Source organism: Microbacterium sp. NFH-22A-Y (assembly GCF_021401375.1).
Taxonomy (GTDB): domain Bacteria; phylum Actinomycetota; class Actinomycetes; order Actinomycetales; family Microbacteriaceae; genus Microbacterium; species Microbacterium hominis.
In genome coordinates, this window is sequence record NZ_JACBGF010000002.1 from 474,253 (window position 1) to 486,560 (window position 12,308).

Here is a 12,308-nt window from a genome sequence, read left to right on the forward strand (position 1 = left end):
GCGATGTCGCCGCAGAACAACGGGAGCCGTCATGACCATCGCCCGCGCCGCCGTCGACCTCGACGTCACCGGTCCGCAGATCAGCCGCCACCTCTACGGGCACTTCGCCGAACATCTCGGCCGGTGCATCTACGGCGGCTTCTGGGTGGGGGAGGAGTCGCCGATCCCGAACGAGCGCGGCATCCGCCTCGACGTCGTGGAGGCCCTGCGCCGCCTGCACGTGCCCAACCTCCGGTGGCCGGGCGGATGCTTCGCCGACGAGTACCACTGGCGCGACGGCATCGGGCCCCGCGATGAGCGCCCGACGATGGTCAACACGAACTGGGGCGACGTCGTCGAGGACAACGCGTTCGGCACGCACGAGTTCATGGACCTCTGCGACCTGCTCGGGGCCGAGCCCTACGTCAACGGCAACGTCGGCAGCGGCACGGTGCAGGAGATGAGCGAGTGGGTCGAGTACCTCACCCGCTCCGGCGACAGCCCGATGGCGCGTCTGCGCCGCGAGAACGGTCGCGACGAGCCCTGGCGGGTGCCCTTCTGGGGCCTCGGCAACGAGGCCTGGGGATGCGGCGGCCACATGACGCCGGAGTACTACACCTCGCTCGCCCGCCGGTACGCGACGTTCTGCCGCGAGCACGACGGCAACCGGCTGTACCGCATCGCCGCGGGCGCGGCCGACGACGACGTGCGCTGGACGCACGCGCTCATGGCCTCGGCGATGTCGTCGAACGCGCCCGACCCGCAGCCGTCCCCGTTCCAGGCGATCTCGTTCCACTACTACACGCACGCCGGCACCGGCATCCAGAAGGAGTCGGCCACGACGTTCTCCCGCGACGAGTACGTGCGCACGATCGGCAAGGCCTACGAGATCGAGCGCGTGATCCGCGCCCACGAGGCGGTCATGGACGCCTACGACCCCGAGCGGTCGATCGACCTCGTGTGCGACGAGTGGGGCACCTGGTGGAGCGTGGAGCCCGGCACCAACCCCGGCTTCCTCTTCCAGCAGAACACGGTGCGCGACGCGCTGGTCGCCGGCATCCACTTCGACGTGTTCCACCGCCACGCGGCGCGCCTGCGCATGGCGAACATCGCCCAGACCCTCAACGTGCTGCAGGCGATGATCCTCACCGACGACGACGGCGGGCTCGTGCTGACACCGACCTACCACGTGTACGAGATGAACGTCGGCCACCACGACGCGCAGTCCGTGCCCGCGCACGTCGTGTCGGTTCCCTCCGTCGGCGTCGACGGCGCGGAGCTGCCGGCGCTGTCGCTGTCGGCATCCACGAAGGACGGCGCGGCGCTCCTGTCGCTCACGCACGTCGGCGTCGACGGTCCGCTCGCGGTCGAGATCGACCTGCGCGGCCGTGCCGCGACGCTCACCCGCGCCCGGGTGCTCACCGGCGCGGACGCCGCGGCCCACAACACGCCGGAGAGCCCCGACGTCGTCCGCCCGGTGCCGCTGGACGCGTCGATCGACGACGGCGTCCTGCGCCTGCAGCTGCCCCCGCACGCCTTCGCGACCGTCGAGCTCGCCCTCGCCTGATCGACGCGTGAGAACGGCCCGCCCCGGGAGGGGCGGGCCGTCCGATCGAGCGGCGGAAGAGACGAGAGACCGCTACTCGACGTGGGTGGCCACGGTGCGCGCGTCCGCGGCGGTGACCCGGTGCACGTCGCCCGTGAGGGTGACCGTCGCGGCCGTCTCGCGGTCGGCGACCGACGCGCCGACCCACAGGTCGACGCGGCCCGGCTCCACGATCCGGATGCCGTCCCGTCCCGTGAACGCCAGGCGCGCCGTCGGCACGTCGAAGCGGACCGTGGCGGACGCCCCCGGTGCCAGGCTCACCCGCGCGTAGCCGAGCAGCTGCGCGACCGGGCGGACGACGCTCGCGTGCACGTCGTGCGCGTACAGCTGCACGATCTCGGTGCCGGCGCGGTCACCGGTGTTGGCGACCGTCACGGTCACCGTCAGCTCGTCGCCCGCGGCGACCTCCTCGGGTGCCGACAGGCCCGTGCGCGCGAAGGTCGTGTACCCGAGCCCGAAGCCGAAGGGTCGCACCGGCGTGCTGTCGGCGCTCGTCACCTCGCTGTCGCCGCCGAGGATCGGATTCAGGTACGAGAACGGCTGCGCGCCCGCCGACCGTGGCAGCGAGACGGGCAGCCGCCCCGACGGGGCGACGGCGCCCGTGAGCACGCGGGCGATCGCCGTGCCGCCCTCCTCGCCCGGGAAGAACGCCTGCACGACGGCTGCGGGGGCCGAGCCCGCGTCGCCGTCCAGCGCCCAGGCCAGAGCGTAGGGTCGGCCGGTGACCACCACGAGCACGACCGGCGTGCCCGTCGCGGCGACCGCCTCGGCGAGCTCGCGCTGCACCCCGGGCAGCTCGAGGCTCTCCGCATCGTTGCCCTCGCCGACCGTGCCGCGTCCGAACAGCCCGGCGCGGTCGCCGACCACGACGATCGCCACGTCGGCGGATGCTGCGGCATCCACCGCGGCGGCGAAGCCCGAGCGGTCATCGCCCTCGACGTCGCAGCCGGCGACCGACACGATCGCGGCCTCCGGCAGCTCGGCCCGAAGGGCCTCGGCGACCGTCGGGATCGCGAACCCGTACGGCGTGCCCGGGTGGTGGGCCAGCACGTGGTTGGCGAAGGAGTAGCAGCCCATGAGCGCCGACGCGTCGTGGCCGTTCGGCCCGATCACGGCGACGCGCCCGGGACGGGCCAGCGGCAGCGTGCCGTCGTTCGACAGCAGCACCAGCGAGCGCTCGGCCAGCTCGCGCGCGACGGCGCGGTGGGCGGGGGAGTCGAGGTCGACGGCGGTCGGCGGCGCGCTGTCGTCGGGATCGAGCAGGCCGAGCTCCTCCTTCTGCGCGAGCACACGCGCCAGCGCGCGGTCGACGAGCGCCTCGTCGATGCGACCGTCGCGCAGGCCCTCCCGCAGCGGGGCCGCGTACGCGTCGCCGCTGGGCAGCTCCACGTCGATGCCGGCCGTCAGGGCCAGGCGCGCCGCCTCGGTGCGGTCGACGGCGACGGCGTGCATCGTCTGGAGGAACGCGATCGCGAAGTAGTCCGACACCACGACGCCGTCGAAGCCCCACTCGCCGCGGAGCAGATCGGTGAGCAGTCGCGGATCGGAGGCGACGGGGATGCCGTCCACGTCCGTGTACGAGTTCATCACCGACCGCGCCCCGCCGTCGCGCACCGCCATCTCGAAGGGCGGCAGGAACACGTCGGCGAGCTCGCGCGGACCGGCGTGCACGGGTGCGTGGTTGCGACCCGCCTGCGACGCGGAGTAGCCGACGAAGTGCTTCAGGGTCGCGTGCACCCCGGCATCCTGGATGCCGCGGACGTAGGCCGTCGCGATCGTGCCCACGACGTACGGGTCTTCCGAGATGCACTCGTCCACCCGGCCCCAGCGCGGATCGCGGATGACGTCCAGCACCGGTGCGAGGGTCTGGTGCACGCCCAGCTCGCGCATCGTGTCGCCGATGAGGCGGCCCATGCGCTCGACGAGCTCGGGGTCGAACGCGGCGCCCCACGCGAGCGGCGTCGGGAAGGTCGCCGCCTTCCAGGCCGCGAGTCCCGTCAGCGACTCCTCGTGCACGATCGCGCCGATGCCGTGGCCCGATGCCGCGCGCAGCCGCTGCTGCTGCTCCCACAGCCAGCTCGCGCGCTCCGCGGCATCCACCGGCCGGGTGCCGTAGACGCGCGTGAGGTGACCGAGCCCGTGGGCGGAGGCCTGCTCGTACCGGTCGGAGGCGGTCGTCTCGCCGGCCCTCATCTCGTCGGCCAGGGGCGCAACCGCCTCCTCGCCCTGGTCGACCCAGAAGCCCACCAGCTGCGCGACCTTCTGGTCGAGCGTCATGTCGGCCATGAGGGCGGCCACCCGTGGCGAGACCGGCTGGACGAGACGGCGGTCGAGGGAGTTGTCGGAGATCGTCATGCGGATCAGCCCTTCACGGCGCCCGTGAGGCCGCCGACGATACGACGCTCGAACAGGCTGAAGAACAGCAGCGCGGGGAGCATCGACAGAGAGGTGAAGGCCAGCACCTTGGCGGTGTCGACCGAGTACTGGGACGAGAACGCCTGCACGCCCAGCGGCAGGGTGAAGCTCGCCTCGTTGTTGAGGATGAACAGGGGCAGCAGGTAGCTGTTCCAGCTGCCGATGAACGCCAGGATGCCGACGGTGATGACGCCCGGCACCGACAGCGGCAGCACCATGCGCCAGAAGAAGCCCAGGCGGCTGCACCCGTCGATGAACGCGGCCTCCTGGATCTCGTCGGGGATCGCCCGGAGGAACGGCACCAGGATGATGATGGTCGTCGGCAGCGCGAACGCGATCTGGGGCAGGATGATCCCGGCCAGCGAGTTCATGAGACCGAGGTCGCGGATCACGATGTACAGCGGGGTGATCGCGACCGTGATCGGGAACATCAGCCCGGCGGCGAACAGCGCGTAGAGCGCGCCGCGCCCGCGGAACGGGTAGCGCGCGATGACGTAGCTCGCCATGAGTCCCAGCGCGACGACGCCCGCGGTGGTGGCCGTCGCCGCGATCAGCGAGTTGAGCACCTGACGCCAGAACTGCGGACCCGTGAGCACCGTGAGGTAGTTCTGCACGTTCCACGGGTCGGGCCAGCCGGCGGGATCGACCGTGATCTGCGAGTTGCTGCGGAACCCGCCGATGACGATGTAGAGCACCGGGGCGAGCATGAGGGCGATGACGACGAGCGCGATGAAGTAGACGAGCGGGCTGCCCCAGGGCAGGCGCTCCTTCGCGCGGCGGCGTGCGGGCCCACGGCCGGCGGCGCCGGTCGCGAGGGTGGCGGTGTCGACGGTGAGCGCGCTCATCGGGTCTTCTTCCCTTCGGTGATGGCGCCGGCCGTGTCGCGGCGCAGCACGAAGCGCTGGTAGATGAGGGCGACGACGAGCGAGATGACGAAGATGACGACGGCGACGGCGTTGCCGAAGCCGAAGTTGCCGGCGTTGCGGCCGTTGACGACCATGTAGGTCGCCATCGTGGAGGTGCCCGCCGTCGAGGCGACGTACTGGCCCCAGATGATGTAGACGAGGTCGAACAGCTGCAGGGCGCCGATGATCGACAGGAACGCCCAGATGCGCAGGGTGGGCGCCAGCAGCGGCAGCGTGATGCGCCAGTGGGCCTGCCAGTATCCCGCGCCGTCGAGGGCGGCGGCCTCGTAGAGCTCCTCCGGGATGCCCTGGAGCCCCGCGAGGAAGAGGATGACGGCGAAGCCGACGTACTTCCAGGTGAGGATGGCCATGAGCGTCCAGATGGCGATCGCCGGATCGGAGATCCAGTCGTGGGCGAGCGCGCCGAGCCCCCAGCTCTCCAGCAGGCCGTTCAGCGCTCCCTGTGTCTGCAGCATGAGCCCGAAGCCCGTGCCGACGACGACCTCGGCGATGACGTACGGCACGAAGATGAGGACGCGGATGAGGGACTGCCCCCGCATCCGGCGGTTCAGCAGCAGTGCCAGCAGCACCGCGACCGGCCCCTGCAGCACGATGGAGGCGATGACGATGAAGCCGTTGTGGCCGAGCGCCTCGAGGAAGGTCGGATCGGTGAGGATCGTCAGATAGTTCTGCAGGCCGACGAAGTCGGTGGGGGCGCCGTAGCCCTGCCACCGGAAGAAGCCGTAGTAGGCCGCCATCGCGACCGGGAAGATCACGAAGCCGAGGAACATGATCAGCGCCGGCCCGACGAGCAGCGCGATCTCGAATCTCCCGGCCCAGCCCAGTCCACGGGGACGGCGGCGCGGCGTGGGCGGGGGCGGCGTCACGCCGCCCCCGCCGTGCTGCGCGAGATCCGTCTCCGGGTCGGTGACGGCCACGGAGGTCTCGCGGAGGGACACGATCCGATCAGCCCTTCTTGGCCGCGTCGGTGACCGACTGGATCATCTGCTGCGGGTTGCTCTTGCCCGCGAGCAGGTCGACCACGGCCACGTTCAGCGCGTTGCCGACGTTCTGGCCGAGGACGGTGTCGAGCCACTGCGAGACGAACGGCGCCTTGTTGTAGGCGGCGAGCACCTCCTGGAGGTAGGGCTCCTTGACGGCGGCCTGGGCGGTCTTGTTGACCGGCGGGGCGCTGAAGGCCGCGTAGTACGCCTCCTGCTGGTCGGCCGACGCGATGAAGTTCAGGAAGTCCGCGCACTCCTTGGGCGCCTTGGCCGAGCACGAGTAGCCGTCGACGCCGCCCATCATCGATCCCGGCTCACCCTGGCCGCCGGAGACCTCCGGGAAGGGGAACCACGCCAGGTCGGGGAGGGGCTTCTCGTCGGGGGTGAGCGAGGCGATCACACCCGGGTCCCAGGCACCCATGAGCTCCATCGCGGCCTGGTGGTTGGCGACGAGACCGGCGGAGCTGCCGGCGCCCTGCTGGGCGGAGGTGGTGAGGAAGCCCTCGTTGAACGGCTTCGTCGCGGCGAAGTCGTTGAGGTCTTCGGCGGCCTTCAGCCAGCATCCGTCGCTGAAGTCCTTCGAGTCGCCGGTCTTCTCGATGGTCTGGGGGCTGCACTCGCGCAGGGCGAAGTTGTAGTACCAGTGCGCGGCGGGCCAGGCGTCCTTCGCGCCGAGCGCGATCGGGGCGACGCCCGCGGTCTTGAGCTTGTCGACGGCCGACTCGAGGTCGCTGATCGTCGTCGGGGCGGTCGTGATGCCGGCCTTGGTGAAGAGGTCGGAGCTGTACCAGAAGCCGCTCGGCAGCACCGCCAGCGGCATCGCCCAGATCTTGTCCTGGTAGGTCTCGGCCTTGAACGAGCCCTCGGAGATCTCGGACTTCGCGGTGTCGCCGATCTTGTCGGTGAGGTCCATGAGCTGGCCCGCCTGCACCATCGCCGCGAGCTTTCCGCCGCCGCGCTGCAGGAAGATGTCGGGAGCGTCGCCCGCGTTGAGGGCGGTCTGCAGCTTGCCGTCCATGTCCTCGTTCTGCACCGACTGCATCGTGATGGTGACGTTCGGGTTCGCCTTCTCGAAGGCCGCGATGGCGTCCTTCCAGAACTGCTGGCCGGGGCCCGTGGTCGAGTTCTGCCACAGCGTCATCTCGACCTTGCCGTCGGCGTTGGTGTCGCCCGACCCGCCGCTGCAGGCGCTCAGACCGAGCGTGCCCGCGACCAGGAGCGCCGCTCCGGTCAGGATCTTGTTCGCCTTCATGTGATTCCTGTCCTCCTCATTGAGCCTCACCCCGGTCATTCGGGGCACGGAGTATTCCGGTGAACGCGTTCGGGCCGGAATGAGCACCAGTGTGACTATTTGTTGTCAACGACGTCAAACGTTTTCAAAAACCTTTTCAATAACGTTTCCGCGCCCGTAGTATCACCCACGTGAGTCGCAGAGCCACCATCCATGACGTCGCCGCGGCCGCCGGTGTGTCCGTGGCCACGGTTTCCAAAGCGGTCAACGGTCGATACGGCGTGGCGAGCGAGACCGTGTCGCGCGTGCTCGACGCCGTGGCCGAGCTCGGGTACGAGTCGAGCCTGGTCGCCAGCAGCATGCGCTCGCGCCGAACCGGCGTCGTGGGCGTGCTGGTGTCGGACTTCGAGCCGTTCAGTGCCGAGGTGCTCAAGGGGGTCGGCGCCGCGCTGAGCGGGCATCGCTACGACCTGCTGGCCTACAGCGGCGCCCGCGACGCCGACCCGCAGGGGTGGGAGCGGCGCTCGCTCAGCCGGCTCAGCGGCACGCTGATCGACGCGGCGATCATGGTCACCCCGACCGTGGTGGGTGTGAACGCCGACGTCCCGATCGTCGCCGTCGACCCCCACGCGGGCCGGGTGGACATCCCCTCGGTCGAATCCGACAGCCTCACCGGCGGCTTCGAGGCGACGATGCATCTCATCGAGCTCGGCCACCGCCGCATCGGCTACCTCGCGGGCCGCCCCGAACTGCGCTCCTCGGAGATGCGCGAGGCGGGCTACCGCCGTGCACTGCGTCAGTCCGGCATCCGCTTCGATCCCGCCCTCGTGGCCGTCGGAATGTACGACCCCGACACGGTGCGCGTCGTCGGACGCGCCCTGTTGCAGCAGCCCGACCGCCCGACCGCGGTGTTCGCGGCCAACGACCGCACCGCGCTCGGACTGATCGACGTCGCGGCGGAGCTCGGGCTCGACGTCCCGGGGGATCTGTCGGTGATCGGCTTCGACGACATCCCCGAGGCATTCCTCACCGCGCGCCCGCTGAGCACGGTGCGCCAGCCCATCCAGCGTCTCGGCGCCGAGGCGGCGCGGATGCTGGTCACCATGCTGGCCGGGGCCACCCCGGAGGCGACGCACCTGGTGCTCCCGACGCGCCTGATCCCGCGGGCGACGACCGCTCCGCTGCGCTGACGCACGGTCCGGTCGCCGCCGTCCGGGGTGCGCGGCGCCGGTCGCTCCCGGCGTCGGACCGTCACGCGGGCGTGAGCGGATCGGTCAGCAGCGCCTCGAACGCGATCTCGGCGGCGCCGACGAGCAGGCGGTCGGGGCCGAGGTCGGCCGGGCGCAGCTGCAGGTCCTCGGCGTTCATCGCCATGGCCTGCGCGCGCACGGCGGACAGGAGGGCCTCGGCATCCTGCTCCAGGATCGTCGCGAGGAAGCCGCCCAGCACGACGGTCGACGGGTTGAGCACGTTGACGGCGTTGGCGAGCGCCGTCGCCAGGATGCGGCGCTGGCGCTCGACCTCGGCGGCCACCTCCACACTGCGCGATTCGCGGATCGCCCGCTCGAGCGTCGGCTCGTCCGCGCTGTGCAGACCGACGACGGCGAGCAGTCGCGACCGGCTCACCTCGTCCTCCAGCGTTCCCTGCGCGCCGGAGCGGCGGTCGGCGGGCTGTGCGATCCCGGGGCGGTTCTGGCCCAGCTCGCCCGCGTAGCCGCCGGCGCCGCGCACGAGGCGCCCGCCGATCACCAGCCCGCCGCCGATGCCGCTCGCGCCGCCGTTGAGGTAGATCAGGTCGCTCACGTCGCGGCCCGCGCCGTACATGCTCTCGGCGAGGGCGCCGAGCGTGGCGTCGTTGTCGATCGCGACCGGCAGCCCGCTCGCGCGGGCGAGGGTGTCGCGTAGCGGGGCGTCGGTCCAGTCGAGGTGCGGCGCGCGGCGCACCAGGCCGTCGGCGGTGCGCACGAGGCCGGGCACGGCCACGCCGATGCCCGCGATGCGGTGGGCGGCGAGCTCGCCCCCGCGCCACCGGTCGGTGACGCCGGTCGTGAGCTCGACGGCCTGCGCGGCCGAGATCAGTCCCTCCAACTCGATGCGCTCGCGCAGCACGATCGTGCGATCGAGCCCGATCGCCGCCACGGTGAGCGCGTCCACCTCGGGGTTCACCGCGATCGCGACGACATCCGGCGCGGCCGCGACGGAGGGGGAGGGGCGCCCCACGCGGCGATGCACCTCCGGGGCGCCCTCGCTGGCGAGTCCCGCCGCGACGAGGTCGGCGACGAGGGCCCCGATCGTGGAGCGGTTCAGACCCGTCGACTCGGTCAGGGCGGCACGCGAGAGTGGGCCGTCTTCGTGCACGAGCCGCAGCACCCGTGAGAGGTTGGCGCGACGGACGCCCTCGACGGTTCCCTCTGCGCGTGCCACGCGTCCACCCTAGAGGCGCGGATGCCGGTGGGCGTGGTGGACGGAGGGTGCGTCGTGGTATAGGTTGTGACTAACAACAAAACTCCCTCACGGGAGTCCTCGCGAAGGAGCGCCATGACCGTCCCGACCCCCGCCGACAAGTTCACCTTCGGTCTCTGGACCATCGGCTACAACGGCACCGACCCGTTCGGCGGGCCGACCCGTCCGCCGCTCGACGTCGTCCACGCGGTCGAGAAGCTCGCCGAGCTCGGCGCGTACGGCCTCACCTTCCACGACGACGACCTGTTCGCGTTCGGCTCCTCCGAGGCGGACCGGCAGCATCAGATCGACCGGCTGAAGGGCGCGCTGGACGCGACCGGCCTCACCGTGCCGATGGTCACGACCAACCTCTTCAGCGCCCCCGTCTTCAAGGACGGCGGGTTCACCTCGAACGACCGCGACGTGCGTCGCTTCGCGATCCGCAAGGTGCTGCGCCAGATCGACCTCGGCGCCGAGCTGGGCGCGCAGACCTTCGTGATGTGGGGTGGCCGCGAGGGCGCCGAGTACGACTCCGCGAAGGACATCCGCCAGGCGCTGGAGCGCTACCGCGAGGCCGTCAACTTCCTCGGCGACTACGTGGTCGACAAGGGCTACGACATCCGCTTCGCGATCGAGCCGAAGCCGAACGAGCCGCGCGGCGACATCCTGCTGCCGACCGTGGGTCACGCCCTCGCGTTCATCGACTCGCTCGAGCGTCCCGAGCTCGTGGGCCTCAACCCCGAGGTCGGCCACGAGCAGATGGCCGGGCTGAACTTCGCGGCCGGCATCGCGCAGGCGCTGTACCACGGCAAGCTCTTCCACATCGACCTCAACGGCCAGCGCGGCATCAAGTACGACCAGGACCTCGTGTTCGGTCACGGCGACCTGCACAACGCGTTCGCGCTGGTCGACCTGCTCGAGAACGGCGGCCCGAACGGCGGGCAGTCGTACGAGGGCCCCCGTCACTTCGACTACAAGCCGTCGCGCACCGAGGACGAGACGGGTGTCTGGGACTCGGCAGCCGCCAACATGCGCACCTACCTGCTGCTCAAGGAGCGTGCGGCCGCGTTCCGCGCCGACCCCGAGGTGCAGGAGGCGCTCGCCGCCGCGCGCGTCGCGGAGCTCGCACAGCCGACGTTCGCCGAGGGCGAGAGCTACGACGACTTCGTCGCCGACCGCTCCGCCTACGAGGACTTCGACACCGACGCGTACCTCGGCGGCAAGGGCTTCGGCTTCGTGAGGCTGCAGCAGCTCGCGACCGAGCACCTGCTCGGCGCGCGCTGACCCCGGCATCCGCCCGCGTCCGCGCGTGAGACCCTGGTCGTCCGGCCGGGGTCTCACGCGCGGACGCCCCCGACTCACGAAGAGATGAGGATGCCGACATGGCACTCGTGATGGGCGTCGACAGCTCGACGCAGTCCTGCAAGGTCGTCATCGTCGACGCCGCGACGCGCACCGTCGTGCGGACGGGGCGCGCGTCGCATCCCGACGGCACGAGCGTCGATCCCGAGGCGTGGTGGGTCGCGCTGCAGGCGGCGATCGCGGATGCCGGCGGCATCGCCGACGTCGCCGCCTGGGCGATCGGCGGGCAGCAGCACGGCATGGTCGCCCTCGACGCGCAGGGTCGGGTCGTGCGCGACGCCCTGCTGTGGAACGACACCCGCTCGGCGGGGGCGGCGGCGGATCTGATCGCCGAGTTCGGCGCCGACGCCCTGGCCGCGCGCACGGGAGTCGTGCCGGTGGCCTCGTTCACGATCACGAAGCTCCGATGGCTGCGCGACGCCGAACCCGACAACGCCGCGGCCGTGGCCGCCGTGGCGCTCCCGCACGACTGGCTGACGTGGCGGCTGCGCGGCTACGGCCCCGTCGCCGACGGCGCCCCGGCGTTCGACGAGCTGATCACCGATCGCTCCGACGCGTCGGGCACCGGCTACTGGGATCCGGCGACCGACGGCTACGACCGCGCGCTGCTCGTCGCCGCCCTCGGCCACGACGCCGCGCTGCCGCGCGTGCTCGGCCCGCTCGAGTCGGTCGCGGATGCCGACGGGCGCCGCGTCGGCGCGGGCGCGGGCGACAACGCGGCGGCTGCCTTCGGGGTCGGAGCCGGTGTCGGCGATGTCGTCGTGTCGATCGGGACCAGCGGCACGGTGTTCGCCGTCAGCGCGGAGCGGACGATCGACCCGACCGGCACCGTCGCGGGCTTCGCCGATGCCGACGGCCACTTCCTCCCGCTGGTGGCGACGCTCAACGCCGCGCGTGTGCTGGACGTGACCGCCCGGCTGCTCGCCGTCGATCACGACGGGCTCAGCGCGCTCGCGCTGGCCGCGGCATCCGGGGCCGGCGGGCTGCGGCTGCTGCCCTACTTCGAAGGCGAGCGCACACCGAACCTGCCCGACGCGACCGCGGAGCTGACCGGGATGACGCTCGCCTCCACGACGCGCGAGAACCTCGCCCGCGCCGCCGTCGAGGGGATGCTGCGCGGGCTCGCCGCCGGCCTCGACGCGATCCGCGGGCTCGGCGTGCCGATCGAGCGCGCGCTGCTCGTCGGCGGCGGGGCGCAGTCGGCGGCCGTCCGCCGCATCGCGCCCGACGTGCTGGGCGTGCCGGTCGAGGTGCCCGCACCGGGGGAGTACGTCGCGCTCGGCGCCGCCCGCCAAGCCGCCCGCCTCCTCCCCGCCTGACGGCATCCCCCTCGCCCGAGCCGGCATCCGGCAGCCGTCGAGAAA

At 71.8% G+C, this 12,308-nt stretch carries 9 protein-coding genes; 4 read left to right on the forward strand and 5 right to left on the reverse strand.

The features are described from left to right. Positions 1–31 precede the first annotated feature (31 nt). A complete protein-coding gene (locus L0965_RS08130) occupies positions 32–1,546 on the forward strand; it encodes an alpha-N-arabinofuranosidase (protein WP_101306932.1) in 1,515 nt (504 codons plus the stop codon). A 72-nt stretch (positions 1,547–1,618) separates the two neighbouring features. Here the strand turns inward: L0965_RS08130 and L0965_RS08135 are convergent, their stop codons facing one another. The 4 genes from L0965_RS08135 to L0965_RS08150 are packed head-to-tail and all read right to left on the reverse strand — an operon-like array spanning position 1,619 to position 7,161. Beyond that, complete coding sequence (locus tag L0965_RS08135; protein ID WP_101306931.1) at positions 1,619–3,940, reverse strand: glycoside hydrolase family 3 protein; 2,322 nt, start codon at positions 3,938–3,940, stop codon at positions 1,619–1,621. 5 nt (positions 3,941–3,945) lie between these two features. Continuing rightward, entirely contained in the window at positions 3,946–4,845 is a 900-nt protein-coding gene (locus tag L0965_RS08140) for a carbohydrate ABC transporter permease (RefSeq protein WP_060960627.1), read from the reverse strand. Beyond that, the gene (locus tag L0965_RS08145; protein WP_060960651.1) at positions 4,842–5,843 is read right to left on the reverse strand and encodes a carbohydrate ABC transporter permease; all 1,002 of its coding nucleotides are present in this window, start codon (positions 5,841–5,843) and stop codon (positions 4,842–4,844) included. Before L0965_RS08145 ends, L0965_RS08140 begins: the two co-directional genes overlap by 4 nt. A gap of 28 nt (positions 5,844–5,871) precedes the next feature. Continuing rightward, positions 5,872–7,161 (reverse strand): ABC transporter substrate-binding protein, encoded by a 1,290-nt coding sequence (locus tag L0965_RS08150; RefSeq protein WP_101306930.1) that lies wholly within the window; start codon positions 7,159–7,161, stop codon positions 5,872–5,874. A gap of 170 nt (positions 7,162–7,331) precedes the next feature. Between L0965_RS08150 and L0965_RS08155 the strand changes: the two genes are divergently transcribed. Further along, complete coding sequence (locus L0965_RS08155; RefSeq protein ID WP_060960629.1) at positions 7,332–8,330, forward strand: LacI family DNA-binding transcriptional regulator; 999 nt, start codon at positions 7,332–7,334, stop codon at positions 8,328–8,330. A gap of 61 nt (positions 8,331–8,391) precedes the next feature. Here L0965_RS08155 and L0965_RS08160 read toward each other — a convergent pair whose 3' ends face one another. Beyond that, positions 8,392–9,564 carry an ROK family transcriptional regulator gene (locus L0965_RS08160; RefSeq protein WP_101306929.1) on the reverse strand — a complete coding sequence of 391 codons (1,173 nt, stop codon included), beginning with the start codon at positions 9,562–9,564 and terminating at the stop codon, positions 8,392–8,394. A 114-nt stretch (positions 9,565–9,678) separates the two neighbouring features. Between L0965_RS08160 and xylA the strand changes: the two genes are divergently transcribed. Further along, positions 9,679–10,866 carry a xylose isomerase gene (gene xylA / locus L0965_RS08165; RefSeq protein ID WP_060960640.1) on the forward strand — a complete coding sequence of 396 codons (1,188 nt, stop codon included), beginning with the start codon at positions 9,679–9,681 and terminating at the stop codon, positions 10,864–10,866. Between the two features lie 98 nt (positions 10,867–10,964). Then, positions 10,965–12,263, forward strand: coding sequence for an FGGY family carbohydrate kinase (locus L0965_RS08170; RefSeq protein ID WP_101306928.1), 1,299 nt, complete (start codon positions 10,965–10,967; stop codon positions 12,261–12,263). Positions 12,264–12,308 lie beyond the last annotated feature (45 nt).

Coding starts and splice junctions, on each gene's coding strand:
- L0965_RS08130 (WP_101306932.1), top strand. CDS start 32: ATGACCATCGCCCGCGCCGCCGTCGACCTCGACGTCACCGGTCCGCAG.
- L0965_RS08135 (WP_101306931.1), bottom strand. CDS start 3,940: ATGACGATCTCCGACAACTCCCTCGACCGCCGTCTCGTCCAGCCGGTC.
- L0965_RS08140 (WP_060960627.1), bottom strand. CDS start 4,845: ATGAGCGCGCTCACCGTCGACACCGCCACCCTCGCGACCGGCGCCGCC.
- L0965_RS08150 (WP_101306930.1), bottom strand. CDS start 7,161: ATGAAGGCGAACAAGATCCTGACCGGAGCGGCGCTCCTGGTCGCGGGC.
- xylA (WP_060960640.1), top strand. CDS start 9,679: ATGACCGTCCCGACCCCCGCCGACAAGTTCACCTTCGGTCTCTGGACC.
- L0965_RS08170 (WP_101306928.1), top strand. CDS start 10,965: ATGGCACTCGTGATGGGCGTCGACAGCTCGACGCAGTCCTGCAAGGTC.